Source organism: Candidatus Margulisiibacteriota bacterium (assembly GCA_003242895.1).
GTDB lineage: Bacteria > Margulisbacteria > Riflemargulisbacteria > GWF2-39-127 > GWF2-39-127 > GWF2-39-127.
In genome coordinates, this window is the sequence record QKMY01000051.1 from 1 (window position 1) to 15,783 (window position 15,783).

11 protein-coding genes are annotated in these 15,783 nt (G+C 40.1%); 8 read left to right on the plus strand and 3 right to left on the minus strand.

Annotated features, from left to right (window positions below; genetic code table 11):
• Window positions 1-261: 261 nt before the first annotated feature.
• Both DKM50_08160 and DKM50_08165 read left to right on the plus strand, forming a co-directional pair.
• Entirely contained in the window at window positions 262-1,386 is a 1,125-nt protein-coding gene (locus DKM50_08160) for a hypothetical protein (protein PZM79622.1), read from the plus strand.
• Window positions 1,387-1,662: 276 nt separating this feature from the next.
• On the plus strand, window positions 1,663-2,778 hold the full coding sequence (locus DKM50_08165) for a DUF4172 domain-containing protein (GenBank protein ID PZM79633.1): 1,116 nt from the start codon (window positions 1,663-1,665) through the stop codon (window positions 2,776-2,778).
• Between the two features lie 153 nt (window positions 2,779-2,931).
• On the opposite strand, the gene DKM50_08170 is transcribed toward DKM50_08165, so the two are convergent.
• Both DKM50_08170 and DKM50_08175 read right to left on the minus strand, forming a co-directional pair.
• Window positions 2,932-3,972, minus strand: coding sequence for a hypothetical protein (locus tag DKM50_08170; GenBank protein PZM79623.1), 1,041 nt, complete (start codon window positions 3,970-3,972; stop codon window positions 2,932-2,934).
• A gap of 158 nt (window positions 3,973-4,130) precedes the next feature.
• Window positions 4,131-4,352, minus strand: coding sequence for a hypothetical protein (locus tag DKM50_08175; protein ID PZM79624.1), 222 nt, complete (start codon window positions 4,350-4,352; stop codon window positions 4,131-4,133).
• Between the two features lie 85 nt (window positions 4,353-4,437).
• On the opposite strand from DKM50_08175, the gene DKM50_08180 reads away from it, so the two are divergent.
• From DKM50_08180 to DKM50_08205, 6 genes are all read left to right on the plus strand, one after another.
• A complete protein-coding gene (locus DKM50_08180; protein ID PZM79625.1) occupies window positions 4,438-6,645 on the plus strand; it encodes an ATP-dependent helicase in 2,208 nt (735 codons plus the stop codon).
• Between the two features lie 246 nt (window positions 6,646-6,891).
• Window positions 6,892-8,322, plus strand: a complete 1,431-nt coding sequence (locus tag DKM50_08185; GenBank protein PZM79626.1) for a hypothetical protein — start codon at window positions 6,892-6,894, stop codon at window positions 8,320-8,322.
• A gap of 21 nt (window positions 8,323-8,343) precedes the next feature.
• On the plus strand, window positions 8,344-9,186 hold the full coding sequence (locus DKM50_08190; GenBank protein ID PZM79627.1) for a hypothetical protein: 843 nt from the start codon (window positions 8,344-8,346) through the stop codon (window positions 9,184-9,186).
• 4 nt (window positions 9,187-9,190) lie between these two features.
• Window positions 9,191-11,092 (plus strand): hypothetical protein, encoded by a 1,902-nt coding sequence (locus tag DKM50_08195; GenBank protein PZM79628.1) that lies wholly within the window; start codon window positions 9,191-9,193, stop codon window positions 11,090-11,092.
• Window positions 11,093-11,098: 6 nt separating this feature from the next.
• Window positions 11,099-13,255 (plus strand): hypothetical protein, encoded by a 2,157-nt coding sequence (locus tag DKM50_08200; GenBank protein ID PZM79629.1) that lies wholly within the window; start codon window positions 11,099-11,101, stop codon window positions 13,253-13,255.
• Window positions 13,207-15,249, plus strand: a complete 2,043-nt coding sequence (locus tag DKM50_08205; protein ID PZM79630.1) for a hypothetical protein — start codon at window positions 13,207-13,209, stop codon at window positions 15,247-15,249. Before DKM50_08200 ends, DKM50_08205 begins: the two co-directional genes overlap by 49 nt.
• 6 nt (window positions 15,250-15,255) lie before the next feature.
• Here the strand turns inward: DKM50_08205 and DKM50_08210 are convergent, their stop codons facing one another.
• Window positions 15,256-15,645: a hypothetical protein gene (locus tag DKM50_08210; protein PZM79631.1), complete on the minus strand. Its 390-nt coding sequence runs from the start codon at window positions 15,643-15,645 to the stop codon at window positions 15,256-15,258.
• Window positions 15,646-15,783 lie beyond the last annotated feature (138 nt).

The window sequence follows — 15,783 nt, forward strand, 5'->3', positions numbered from 1 at the left end:
CTGCATCTGAAACTTTTTAATTATTCTCAATCTGGCCGGTTTATTTTGAATCGGCCAGATTATTCAGCAACATTAAGCCGGATTATTCTGAGAAATAACACCATGGCTCAGTTTTATTTTGCCATAACTACTTGGTACTACTGTCTTTTCTTTAACAAGAAACACTAGATTCACTTGATAACTCAAGAAAAGTGTGCAGAAGTGTGCAGTCGATGACGGTTATCCGTTGCACACTCTTGCACATTACGCTATAATAACCATATGTTATCATACGAGATTAATCAAGATTTAATAAGAGCGCTAAAAGAATTATTCTCACTCTGTCAAAGGCGATGGGACCAGGTTGACGCTTATCCTGAGCCAAAGAAAAAGTACATCAGAAAACATTCTTTAATCAGCAACATAGGGGCATCTACTCGTATTGAGAACGCCATACTTACTGATGTCGAGATTGATTGGATTGACAAGGATATTAACACAGAAAGCAATGCTACCTTTAAAGACAGAGAACACGTCATTAAGGATAAGTTGTCCAAAGATAAAGAGCGTAGCATAGAAGAGGTCGCAGGGTACCGTGATGCTATCCAGATCATCAATCATGCTCCCAAAGATTTTGTGCCAATGAGAGAGTCTAATATCAAGGGTTTGCACCGAGAAATTATGAAATATTACTCGGGGGCAGTTCATTATCAGGGCAACTACAAAACTCAGATAAACAGTGTTGTCGAATCAAATAGCAGAACAGGAAGTAAAAAGACGTTACTGAGGACAGCTGACCCTGGAATTGAAACAGAAACAAGCATGCATGACCTGGTTGCCTGGTTTAATGCTACACTGATGACTGATCCATGGTGTCTGCCAACTGCGGTAGAGTTTGTCTTCAGATTCCTGGCGATACATCCTTTTCAGGATGGGAACGGCAGACTGTCCCGACTGTTCTTTCAGGCTATACTCATGAATTCCGAGGATAACTATTTTTCGGCTATTATTCCATATATAGCTCTTGATCGAGAAGTAGAGAAGACAAGGCCACAATATTACTTGGTATTAAACAAGTGTTCCGGTGGCCACTTCAACCCAGATCCTGCGAAGTACAAGTACAATGAATTGCTCGCTTATATGATACAAGTGATACGGGAGAGTTTGCCGAACATTGATCACTATGCGCAGAAATATGATTTGCTGCAAACTCTGTCCGAAACGGACCTTAAGATCCTCGCATGTTTTAAGGAGCAGCCTGAGCATTACCTGCAAACAAAAAATATTGTGGAAATGCTTAATATCCCAAGAAGGACTGCGATCTATTCCCTTAATAAGCTCCTAGCTGCCTCATTTGTTCAGTCTATTGGGCGTGGTGCCGGGGTAAAGTATAAGATTACCTTCTAGTGCAAAAGCCATTATCTGGGTGAGTTACTCAATTTTTTTTCAACTAAAAACACTGGGTTTCAGTTAATCTGAGTAAATCTGAAACCCTTGATTTTACTGGGATTCAATATTACGGACACACCTGTCACACAGGCGGACTCTCCCCCCAGTTAAATCACTATTACTTTTTACCTGTATTAATTTTATTTTTGTCATTTAATGTCCTTTCCTCGTTTAACTTTTTTGACTTTGCGGAGAATAATGTATATAATCTCCGCAGAAGGTGCGGTGAAAATGATGTATATTTATAAAAATCAAAATTGGCCTAATTTTACTTGGAATAATGAAAAGGTATTGGAAGTATTGCTCCCGACAAAACTTGCACAAGGTTTGTTGCTCGGCAAAATGAATGCACTTGGATTTGAATTAAAGGAAGAAGCTGTATTAAATATATTGACTCAGGATATTATTAAATCCAGTGAGATTGAAGGCGAGATACTTGATAAAGAACAAGTTAGATCGTCTGTCGCGAGACGTTTAGGATTTGATGTCGGTGGTGGAATACATGTCGACCGCAACATCGAAGGTGTTGTAGAGACGATGCTTGATGCAACACAGCATTATAACCTAGTTTTAACTAAAGATATATTAATCGGATGGCACGCTTCTTTGTTCCCTACAAGTTATAGTGGAATGCATAAAATAGAAGTAGGGCAGTTTCGAGATGATAAAAACGGACCAATGCAAGTTGTATCAGGTGCTATAAGTAAAGAAAAAGTCCATTATCAAGCACCGGAAGCATCCTCTCTCGAGTTAGAAATTCTTGAGTTTATTGATTGGGTAAACGGTTCAGCGCATATCGATACTGTCATAAAAGCTGGTATAGCTCATTTATGGTTTGTTACTTTGCATCCTTTTGATGACGGGAATGGACGAATTGCAAGAGCATTAACTGATATGCTGCTTGCTAGAGCAGAAAATACTCCACAGCGATTTTACAGTATGTCAGCGCAAATAAGAAAAGAACGTAATGAGTACTATAATATATTAGAAAAAACTCAAAAGGGTTCACTTGATATTACAGCGTGGCTAGTTTGGTTTATTGAATGCTTATTGCGTGCTATCGAAAATACCCAAGGAACACTTTCTTGTATATTTAATAAAGCATTATTCTGGCAAAAATATGGAAGCATTAATTTAAACGATAGACAAAAGAAAGTAATAAATATGCTTTTTGATAATTTTGAAGGAAAATTAACTTCTTCTAAATGGGCAAAAATATGTAAGTGTTCGCAAGATTCTGCAAACAGGGATATTTTAGAATTGGTTGATAAGAATATATTAATCAAGGTTGGTGCAGGCCGTAGCACGAATTACGTTTTGATTGGTAATAATGAAAGTTGCGGAGATTAGCTAGTATATTCTCCGCAATATATGCGAAGAATATACAATTATTAAAAATATATAATGACATTTGTAGATATTAAACGTTGTATCTGAAACTTCTTGTGAATTACTCAACATAGGAAGAGCAATGTTTTTTCTCAAACGAATGGCAGATCGTATTCAGTATACTTTGAAATATGTTTCCCATCCATTATATTTTTTTGTATGCCCTTGTTGTGGTGAGTCGTAATGATTAAAGCTGAAAGTTGTAAATTTGTCTGCATAGGATTGTTCTGCTAGCAGTTGCCTTAGTACCCTGGATAATGGAGCTGAATTATAATCAGTTGTGAAAGTTTCAAGGACAATCCAGAATTGCGTGGCAGGACGATTTTTTTTAATTGCTGCTCTTAATGGAGAAAGCCAGGTTGCGATATCTGTTAATGTTGCATTTCCCGCACCGATACCATCCTGTACAGCGACTATATCTATTGGAGCGCTAACAATAATTCGACCCCACATTTCTGCGTATTGTAAAGCATTTAAGTCGGCATGTGAAACAAAATATGGCGCAACCATAACGGGTTTGTTCATATTTGTGTGAATATATGTGGCGACATCGTTATAAACGCTGATCAAGTGTTTCTCAGCGGTGCTGTCAAAATTAAGGTTATTAACTTCCATCGGCAAATAAAATCCTGCGATTGTATCACCGTAGTTAGCTCCAAAAAGCTTCCAGAGTTCTTGCGCAATCTGTTTGCTAAGGTTATATTCTTTGGTCAGCCAGACGTCGTCATTAGCACCTTTGCTCCACCAGTCGTTTGTATAGTTTAGCCCCAGCCAGACTTTTAATCCTTGAGTTTTGGCAGCTTCAAGAGATAATCCAACAGGATCGGTTGCTGTTCCGGTAAACTTGGCTAATTCTGTAGGGTAATAAGCTTTCATGGTTGAAGGTGTGCTGTCTACCGTCCATTGCCAGATAAAATGGTCCATATGGACGTTATCCATATATTGTAACTCGGTGGTAAAATTGCTTGATGTCCATGATTCCACCAGCCATGGCTGAATAAAACTCCCTGATAATGGTTTTTGAATTCTGTTTGAGTTAAGTTCCTGGATATCGGTGTTTTCATTAATACTGGTATTATTTTTTGCCAGCTCCCCGCATCCAGTTAACATAAACCCGAATACAAGCAGGCAAACATACTTCAAAATATTTTTCATGTCTAAATCCTTATAAAAATTTCTTGTCTAATTCATAGCGGATTTGTTGCTTTTTTATTTGTATCTAAAAGCATCGTTTTGGGCTGAGTAGAATCAACGTCACAAGCCCATGACCGCGTCTAATAAGAAGGTGTGTCGGCATTGTCATGGGTATAAGTCTAAATGATCAAATCTTTGGTGAGTTTTTCTGCTTGAGGCGCTCCGTCCATGGGCGCTGAAGGGCCATCTATATTGTATATCCTATGATACCATTTTGAGACTATATTGTAAGGCAAAAATATATGTGGGCGATACCGGATAAGCAAAGAAAACTTCTTTTTATAAAAGTCCATGTTCAGATGTTTATTCCCATGTTTCTGAAGTAAGTAAATTGTGAACATCCAACTCTGCTGTATTGTACCTACATATATCTAAGAGTTTCTCTTGCTGTTATAATAGCAAGAGCCAATAAAATAGGGTTTTGATATGGATTTTATCGATTATTTAATCAAAAAGCACAATATAAGTTTAAGTGAACAACAGCAAAAAGCCGTTTTAAATATAGATGGTCCTATCCTGCTGTTGGCTGTGCCTGGTGGTGGCAAAACTACCGTTATCGTTTCCCGCTGCGCCAATTTGGTTATAAATCATGGGGTTATACCTCAGAGTATCCTTACCTTAACTTTTAGCAAGGCTTCAGCAATGGATATGAAGCACAGGTTTCATAAGGCTTTTGGAGATAATATACAGGGAGAGGTCCATTTTTCTACGATACATAGTTTTTGTTATTTTGTACTAAAAAATTATGCTCAGAAAATGCGTTTAAGCTTTCCGATCATTATTGAAGATGAAAAAGCCGAGGTAACAAAAAGTCAGATGTTAAGACAGCTGTATCAAAAGCGTAATAATTCTTATCTCAGCGATGATAAACTTGAGGAGCTATCAAACGCAATCTGTTATGTAAAAAATATGATGCTGTCGGAAAAAGAAATAATTCGTTATAAAACAGATATAAAGAATTTTTTCGAAATATTTCAATCTTATGAAGCTCTTAAGCACGAGAATAACTTAATTGATTTTGATGATATGCTCACAAAGACTCTGGAACTGTTTGACCAGGACAAAGATTTGGTCAATGTTTACAGGAATAAGTATAAATATATTAATGTGGATGAGTCGCAAGATACTTCCTACCTTCAGCATCAAATCTTAAAATGTTTGGCAAATCCCAGGAATAATATTTTCATGGTGGGGGATGAAGATCAAAGTATTTATGCTTTTAGGGCAGCTTTTCCCAAAGCACTAATGGATTTCGAAAAAACATATCCTGGTGCACAAATTTATTTAATGGAAAATAATTACCGGTCAACCCAAAGCATCGTAAATGCAGCTAATAAGTTTATTAAGCAGAATAATGAGCGGTACGACAAAAATATGTTTTCTGAGCGAAAGGACGGGACCCCGGTAAAATATATCAGCTTTCAGAATAAAAACGATCAATATATCCATCTTGTGTCTAAGTTGAAAGATAACAAGGATTTTTCTAGTATCGCTGTTTTATACCGGAATAATGTTTCGGCAATTCCAGTGGCAGATGCATTGTCTGCCAGCGCTATTCCTTTTTACCTGCGTGAAGCAAAAACCCATTTTTTTAGGCATTGGGTAACAATGGATATTATTTCTTTTTTTGACCTTTCTAATGACGCTGCAAACACTGGAGCTTTTCGTCAAATCTATTATAAAATGAATGCCTTTTTATCAAAAGTCATGTTTGAATATAGCGTGAAGAATAGAATGCCAAACAAAACCCTATTCGATACTTTGCTCGAATATCCGGATTTGACTGAAAAGCAATATGACAAGATTCTGGCGATAAAGAAAAACTTCCAAAAGATGTCTAAGTTGAATGCCCATGAAGCTATAGAGTTCATTGTTAATGCTCTGGGCTATGGTGAGTATATAAATAAACAAAGCAGTGATGCAACTGATTCTACAGATGGTTTAAACCAAATTATAAGTAGTTTGAAGAGCATCGCTGCAAGAACAGATAGCGTCCAGTCTTTTAAAGACAGACTTGAACGGCTTCAGCAAATTATGCAAAATGCAAAATTCAATAAAGGTAAAAATGCTGTAACCCTTTCTACCGTTCACTCTAGCAAAGGTTTGGAGTTTGATTGTGTTTATATGATAGATCTTTTTGATGGTCAATTCCCTTCAGTAAACAGCATACGAGAAGCTAAGTCTGGGAACCGATCTCTTATGGAAGAAGAAGTGCGGCTTTTTTACGTAGGAGCTACCAGGGCCAGGCATCAACTTGAGCTTATGGCTTCAAATACTCTGGATGGTAATAGAGTTAAGCCATCTCGTTTTATCGAGTTATTCCTGGATATTCCCAAAAAAAAGCAGACTGTAATAGCTGATAGCAGTAAATGGGAAATAGAACTCGATGATTACGTAGACCAGGGGCCCATTTCAGCAAAAAACCTTTATCTCGAAATGCCTGTTGCACATAAAATGTTTGGTTTAGGAAACATTCGTTCGATTAACTGGAAAACAGATATCTTGGAAATATTTTTTGTAGATATTGGAATCAAGATCTTTTCCTTAAGTACATGCATAAATGCCGACCTGCTGCATACACTTGGAAATAAAAACTTAGCAAATTCTGAGCCTTTTCCGGGGTGCATCCGATAACGTCAAGAGCCATCTCGTTTTGCGGTAAATTTTGAATTAACGATAGAGAATTTGACCAGCAAAGGAGGGTTTTTAAATTTAAAAATCAAAATTGGCCATTATTGTTGACAATTTCTTCTTAATCAGCCAATAATGGATTGTATTGGCATATAAGTAATTCGTTATTTGTTTAGGGTCGGATTCAATTCTCGAAGTTTTATAAATATTTTTTTTTCAACATATATAAAAAATAAAGGGGAAATTGCTATGCCTAAAATAGTCTATCTTTTTGCTATCCTGGTGTTATTAACAGGATGCAGTGAATTTGCGAGACAACAGCCTTCCTCGATAACCGGTATTGTAAAAAATAAGGATAATGTGCCGTTATCAGGTGTCACAGTTAATTGTCAGGAGAAGTTTACAGTCTCCGGAGCAAACGGAATGTTTCGGATCGATGATATTGATCCTGGTGTTTTTATTGTTAAGGCGCTGAAAGACGGATACGTACAATATTCGCAATCAGTTAAGCTGGAAAGCGGAGATAACCTTGTAGACCTGGAATTACAGTATTCTTATTACAATTATTCTTTGTCAGGAACTGTAAGTGACCAGGCTGGAAACCCTATCAACGATGTCTATATATACTATGTAAGCAGCGACTCTCCTTCATCCACAATCTGGGATAAAACTGATATAAGAGGCAGCTATAAGATTCCTTACGTTCCCCGGGGGGACGGAATTATTACTTTTCAGCATACAGACTATGTAGTAGCTACAACTAATTTATATTTTTATAATTCTGACAAAACTTACAATATTAAATTAGTTGCCAAAACAAAAGGACAAGGCTGGACCAGAGCTGTTGAAACTGCTGCCTGGACCGCCCGGGATGGGCATAACAGTATGGTATATGATAATAAAATATGGGTGCTTGGCGGAAACGACGGTTCTCCGAAAAATGATGTCTGGAGCTCTGGTGATGGCAGTCACTGGACCAAAAAAGTAGAAAATGCTGCCTGGACAGCTAGAACAGGTCAGTCAAGTATTGTTTTTCAAAATAAGCTATGGTTAATGGGCGGTAATGACGGTGTCCTGAAAAATGATGTCTGGTATTCGAGTGACGAAGGAATGTCCTGGCACATGGCAACTGCTAATGCCGAATGGTCGCCCCGTTCCGGACTGGCAACTGTTGTAACTGACAATAAGATCCTGGTGATCGGTGGTAATGACGGTGCTTACAAGAATGACGTCTGGAGCAGTTTAGATGGTATAACGTGGGTCAAAAAAGTAGAAAATGCTGCCTGGACAGGTAGAGAGGGTCATAAATGCGTATTTTTTAATAATAAAATCTGGCTTACCGGTGGCAATAATAGTTTTGGTAATGCCGGTGATATCTGGTACACTGCCGATGGTATTGAATGGAAATCGGTGAACGCAATAAATTCGTGGGCTGGCCGGTATCTGCACACGTCGCTGGTTTATGATAGCAAGCTTTGGGTGCTTGGCGGTACAAACGGGACCAAGAAAAACGATGTCTGGTATTCTGAAGACGGTACCACGTGGACCCGGTCTGCCGGAACAGCTGAGTGGCCTGCACGGAGCGGACATACCAGTGTTGTGTTCGATAGCAAGCTGTGGGTGCTGGGCGGTAGTGACGGTGCGGGGACCAGGTTGAATGATATCTGGAATGCCAAGTAATTTATTGATAAGGAAAAAAAGATGAGTTACATTATTTTAAATAAAATTGGATTCAAAAAAAACACTGCTGTCTCGATAATGGCAATCTTGGTGCTTTTTGCTTTTAATTATCCGGTAGCTGCGATGGTGGTGCGAGGAATAACTGAGCCGTTTATTGATGCAACTTTGAGTGCTACAGTGCAGGGCCGTATTGCTTCGATCAATATTAATGACGGGATGTATGTTACAAAGGGCTCGGTCATATTATCTCTGGCAAGTGAGCAGGAAGTCTTAGAAGTAAACAGAAGGAAACTTATTTCTGAAAGCCGGGCAGAACTGAATGTAGCTGTTAGCCGTGTGGAATTATTGCAAGCAGAAAAAAAAGCTACCCAGGAACTTTATAACAAAACGCAATCGGTAAGCAAGGAAGACCTTCATAAGAAGATACTTGAATGCAAGACTGCGGAAGAAGAACTTGAGAGTATAAGGACAAATAAGATCAAGGAAGATTTGGAATATAAAATAGCTGCTGTTCAGTTGAATGAACGTAATATAGTTGCTCCTTTTAACGGAACTGTAGTTAAACATTTTCTCCAGATTGGCGAAAACTGCAATCCGCAGCAACCGTTAATAAGATTGGTTGATGCCTATAAATGTCGTTTTACTGCGTTCATTGCGGATGGTTTGACACATCGTTTAAAGGTAGGGGCCAAAGTTTATTTGAATATCGGCGATTCAAGATACTGGATAAGAAAAATTGGCTCCGTTGAACATATCTCTCCTGTAGTTGACCCGGCAAGTGGTTTGAGAGAGGTAAGGGTTTTGTTTGGTAACGAGGATGGCAGAGTTAACCCAGGTGTTCCTGGATCAATGATTCTGGAGTGATGCTATGAAAAACACGGATACTTCTGCTAGTCAAATTAATCAGCCGGACCATTTTTATTATATTAATTTTGAAAACGAGCCGCTGGGCGACGAGGTTCTTAATGGTAGCCTGGAACGTCTGCAAGCTTTACGGCAATTTGATGGTGAACCTGCAAAATTCTGGACAGCTTTTATCGAAGTTCTGGTTGAGGTGTTGTATGCGGATGCCGGAGTAATTTCACTTAAAAACAATAATTCCAATAACTGGAATATCATTGCTGCACAACCCCGGAATCCAAATCTTAATGTCACCGCCGGAGCTCTGCAAAATTATTTAACTGAATTCGCCGATACCCTATCGTCAAAAAAGATAGGAATAATTCGTGAAGCAAAGCTGATTATGCTGTCAGCCGTTTTGGAAACAAGTATTGATAATGGAATTTGTCTGGCAACTTTTTTTATTAATGAAGAAAACCTCAGTACTGCAACCCGCAGGACGCCTTTTCTAAAAATGGCAACTGATGTGCCGGCCAGTTACCAGCAGTTTCGCGCTTCCGCTGAATCAAAATCCCGGGTTGAGCATTTTTCCAGTGTTTTGGATTTGATGGTCATCCTGAATGCGGAAAAACGTTTTTTAGCTGCCGCTATGAATTTTTGTAATGAAATAGCCTCAAGACATAAATGCGACAGGGTTAGTCTGGGCTGGATGGCTAATGGATATATTGCAACTCAGGCTATAAGCCATATTGATGCCTTTGACCGTAAATCTGATGCAGTACAGAAGCTGGAAGCTGCTATGGAAGAAGCTATTGACCAAAACAGCGAGATTATTGTTCCGGTTAAGGATCGGACTTCCATTTCCAGATTACATGAAGTTTATGCTGATTCCCAGGATATTCCCAACCTCTGTTCCCTTCCTTTGAGATGTGAAGGACAGCCTGTTGCAGTTCTAACCTGTGAGAGGGCCTCTTCGACATTCTTAGAGCTGGAACTTGGGCTTCTTCAACTGGCTTGTGATCAGGCAACCCGGGTTCTGGCTGATCTGAAGCTTAAGGACCGCTGGTTTGGCGCAAGACTAGTTACGTATACCAGATCAAAAATCGCTAAAGTTTTTGGCTTTGATCATGTCTGGACAAAGCTGCTGGCAATACTAATAACTATAGCGCTTGGGGTGATATGTTTCGGAAAGATAACATACCGGGTCCAGTCGCCTGTTATTGTCAGGACTGATAGTGTAGCTTATCTTTCAGCACCTTTTGACGGACATATAGAAAAAGTTAATGTACGTCCCGGTGATAGTGTTGTAACGGCTAATGACTTACTGGTATTTGATCGGAGCAATCTGCTGCTCGAAAAAGCATCCCGGCAAGCCGAACAAATAAGGTACGAGCGGGAATATGAAAAAGCTATGGCTCGTAGAAATCTGGCTGATATGCGTATAGCTGAGTCCCAGCTGGCACAAATTGTTGCTCAGTTATCCCAGATAGATTATCGGCTGGATAGGTCTCTGATCCGTTCTCCGATTGATGGCGTACTTATTGAGGGCGACCTGTTGGAACGTTTGGGTGAACCGGTTAAACAGGGCGATGTGCTTTTTAAGGTCGCGAAAGTTGAAGATCTCTATGCCGAACTGGAAGTCGATGAGTCGGATATCCATGATTTGAAAATCCCGATGGATGGGGAAGTTGCTTTTGCCAGTCGTCCTCAGGATACCTATAAAATAGATATTTTTCGGGTAGAGCCGGCTGCGGTAGCAAAAAAAGAGGGAAATGTGTTTGTTGTGCATGCCAGGTTTCAGACCGGGAGCAAACAATGGTGGAGACCGGGCATGACCGGAATCTCTAAAATTAATATAGGTAAACGTACTATACTCTGGGTATTCATGCACCGCACTGTTGATTTCCTACGCTTACGTTTGTGGTGGTAATTACACATGGCAAATGATACCAAGATATTTCATGAATCATGGTACAGAATCGCAAATGAAAAACTTTGTTTGCGGTCAAGTGTTAAAGTGCATCGCCAATTATTTCGGGGAGCGCGCTGGTATGTGCTCTCAGATCCTTTTAATAACCAGTTTTACAGACTCCGGCCCGAAGCTTATGAATTTGTTATAAGGCTTGGCCTTGACCGAACTGTCGAAGAAGTCTGGATGGAAATGATTTCTGCTGCTCCTGAGTCAGCGCCTGGTCAGGAAGAGGTTATAAACCTGCTGGTACAATTGTATCAATCGAATCTTTTGCATTACGAGATGCCTCCGGACAGCGCAAAACTTTTTGATCGGTATAAAAATAAAAAGCAAAGGATTATGAAATCCAATTTATTAAATATTATGTTCTTCAGGATACCGTTATTTGATCCTGACAGTTTTCTTAAAAATATACTTCCGCTAATACGGTTAATAATGAATCCTCTGGGTGCGATACTTTGGCTGACAGTTGTTGGCTCAGCTATCAAAATTGTGATAGACAGGTTTGCGGAAGTATCAGTTCAAACACAAGGGATTATTAACCCTTCCAATTTGTTTCTTCTATATATAGCAATGTTGCTGGTGAAAACTTTTCATGAATTCGGACATGCCTTCGCTGTGCGCAGGTTTGGAGGAGAAGTTCATATAATCGGTGTTATGTTTCTGTTGTTTAGCCCGGTTCCATATATGGACGCGACAGCTGCCTGGGCATTTAGAAACAAATGGCAGCGAATACTGGTAGGTGCTGCTGGTATGATTACCGAAATCTTTGTCGCGGCATTAGCTGTATTTGTGTGGGCCAATACTTCGGGAGGATTGCTGCATTCACTAGCATATAACATGATGTTTGTTGCTTCTTTGTCAACTGTCGTATTCAATATCAATCCGTTGTTGCGCTACGATGGTTATTACATGTTGTCGGATTGGCTGGACATTCCTAACCTGCATACAAAGGCAACACAACAATTAACACACCTAGTTGAAAAATATGCGTTTGGTTATAAGCGGTCCACAAGCCAGGCCTATAGTTTGAAGGAGGCTTTTTGGTTAGCAATTTTTGGCGTTTTGAGCGGCATATATAAGCTGATTGTTTTTGCTTCAATAATATTTTTTATTGCTGACAGGTTCTTGCTTGCCGGCATTATTATGGCTCTTATCTGCTGCATAACCTGGATAATCGTTCCACTGGTTAAACTTATAAAGTATTTAAGTTCAAGCCCGAAGCTGGAGCGAATCAGGCTCAGGGCTATAACTGTTGTATCCATCCTTCTACTTTTTGTTGTCGGGTTCTTTTATTATTTCCCTTTTCCTAACAGCTTCAGGGCTTCCGGGGTATTAAAGGCTTCTGAATATTTTGTCGTGAACAGTAAAGTTTCCGGCTATGTAAAAAAGATCGAAATCGAACCCGGATCACAAGTCAGTGCAGGTCAGCCTTTGATTATCCTTGAGAATAAAGAGATCGACCTACAGATTAATGAGGCAATGGCTTCTCTTCAGGAATCTTATGCTATGAGACAACTGGCACTTGCCGAAAGGCCAGAGGATTTAGCTACGGTGGAGGCAAGGATACAGGCAATTCAGACTAGACTTGATAGGTTGCAGCATGATCGGGAAGAGCTGGTCGTAAAGGCTGAGATTTCAGGCGTCTGGGTGGTTGGTAATGTAGCAGACTATTTGGGAATGTGGATTCGTCGGGGGGCGCCAATAGGTCAGATCATTAATGAAAGTGCATATTATTTCGCTTCGGTTATTCCAGAAGTCCATACCTCTAGAATATTCGATAACGAAGTGAAAAGAGCTTCCGTGAAATTGGTCGGGCAGGCCGATACGGAAGTTCCGGTATTCAGGTACGTTAAAATTCCAATGGAGCAAACCATCCTTCCTTCTGCAGCGCTTGGCTGGAAAGCCGGTGGGGATGTGCCGATTGATCCTAACGACGCTCAAGGCGTTCACTCGACAGAACCTTTTTACGAAGTGAGAGCATATCTGGATAATAATAATGGTATGAAAATGTTTCATGGACGAACAGGGAAGATCAGGTTCGAGCTAACCAGCGAACCTCTGCTCCGGCAATGGTGGCGAAGTTTTCGTCAGCTAGTACAGAAACGATATCACTATTAAAACCCATGAATATACTTAAAAGAGATTATCAGCGAACGTCTATCAGGAAGCATTCTCGAATTTATGACGGGCTGGATGCAAAATTTCATAATTTGTATCATTTATTCAAACATGGTCCGCATGTGCGTATAGAATTATTGTCGCGCGCAAGAGATGTAGATGGTCGCGCTGCTGAGTGGAGTAAGCTCAGCGATAAACATCTTAAATTAAAATTGGAAGAATTAAGGGAGCTTTTTCGTAGGGAAAAAGCAGATCAAAAAGTAGTTTTGCCACAAGCTTTTGCGGCTATAAGAGAAGTTGCCGGCAGAGAGCTTGGCTTGATTCCTTATCCCGTTCAAATTGCCGGGGCATGGGCCTTGTACAGGGGATACGTTTCTGAGATGGCGACAGGAGAAGGGAAAACTCTCGTTGCTGGCATGGCGGCTGTCCTTAACGCCTGGAGTGGTAATCCCTGCCATATTATTACTGTTAATGATTACCTGGCTGAGAGAGACGCTGCTTTACTCTCGCCTTTATACAAATATTGTGGATTGACGTGTGGGTGCGTTACCGGGGAGATGGACCATAATGCCAGAAAAACCGGATATAACCACGATATTGTTTATACTACCAGTAAAGAAATTGTTGCTGATTTTTTGAGAGATAGATTATGGCTTGGACCCAGGCAGCTCAGCGGGCGTCGTTTGATTAGTTTTTTATTGGGCAAGCGAGCTGAAATAGAACAGGGAGTCGTAATGAGAGGTATTCACACTGCTATTGTTGATGAAGCGGACAGCATCCTGATCGATGAGGCAGTAACTCCGCTGATTATTTCCAAATCACAGGTAAATCAAGATTTTGTCCGTGCATGTGAAGTCGCTAATAGTATTGCAGCCTCATTAATTCCAGGGATTGATTATAAAATTGATCACCGCTATAAAGATATAGAACTCAGTCCGGGGTTTGAATCGAAACTGTCAGGAACGGGCAATGGTACCTCAGATTTCTATAATTCGCTCGAAAGGCGCATGGAACTAATAAAGCAGGCCATAACGGCTCGGGAATTCTTTCATAAAGATAAACAATATATTGTTCAGGACGGCAAGATCGTTATTGTTGATGAATTCACCGGAAGAATGATGCCTCAACGAACCTGGCAATCCGGTTTGCAACAGTTAATTGAAGCGAAAGAGAACCTGGAGATTAGCGGTACTTCAGAAACACTGGCCCGTTTAAGCTTTCAGCGGTTTTTCAGATTTTTTCATAAATTATCAGGAATGACCGGTACTGCTAAGGAAGCTGCTACGGAGATGTCTGGTATATACCATTTGCCGGTAGTCCCAATACCAGTAAATAAACCATGCAAGAGAAAAGTATATCCTGCAGAAGTATATCCGGATAACGCTTCCAAGTGGCGTGCAATAGTTGAAGAAATACGACAGCTTCATGTGAAGGGCAGGCCGGTTCTGATTGGTACCAGAAGCGTACAGGCCAGTGAACAACTGGCTGCGATGTTGCAGGAGCGTGGACTGGTATTCCGGTTGCTGAATGCGGTCAAGCACAAAGAAGAGGCTATGATAGTGACTCATGCCGGTGAGCCTGGGATGATAACTGTAGCTACAAATATGGCTGGTAGAGGTACTGATATTATCCTGGCAAGAGAGGTTGTCGAATTGGGTGGACTACACGTCATCGGTACCGAATGCCATGAGTCAAAGAGAATCGATCGGCAATTATTTGGCAGGGCAGGGCGGCAGGGAGACCCAGGCAGTAGCCGTCTGTTTGTCAGTATGGAAGACGAACTTCTGGTTCGTTATGTGCCTGGGTTCGTGAGGAGACTAGTAACCGTTTTGATCAAAAACAATCTCCCCGGAGGCAGGTTGGTAGCTTTGCAAATTGTAAATATCGCGCAGAATAATGCGCAGCGAATCGCATACAAAAGAAGAAAATCCGTGGTGCGTATGGATACCTGGCTTGATGATTCTTTATCTTTTGCCTATGCGGATGTTGAATGAATCAGCCTATTTTTTCTTGTTTAGGAAGATCCCCCATCGTTTCCCAACCCTAGGTATATCCATTTCTTCAGGTAAATAGCGTCCCGCATACTGGTTAATATCAAGGTCAAAAAATGAAAAAAATGATCTGGCAGCTACTGATAGATTAACTCCTTTTGTGATTTTATATGAACCGGGAGTATCTCCGTCATTTGTAAAATTCAGAATAAGAGCATTGTTGCTTTTTGAATAAGATAAAACAATGTGTGTGGCAAACTTAATGTTTTTGTCAGCTTTTCTAGCAAAACTAGCACTTAAAGTTATTGCATGAGATTTTGATATTGATACAAAAATTTCTCCTTTTTTAATTCCAGAGCTTTCGAATGTAACTAAATCATCCCAAACTTCATTGTTCATAATGATACCTCCAGTAAATTATATTGTATGTATTATAAATTATATTGCAACAAATATATAAATGCAATTTGTAAAAATATTTGTTGAATTAATTGTATTTACTCATTGCCAGCATCAGCTGCATGAAAATAAACGGAT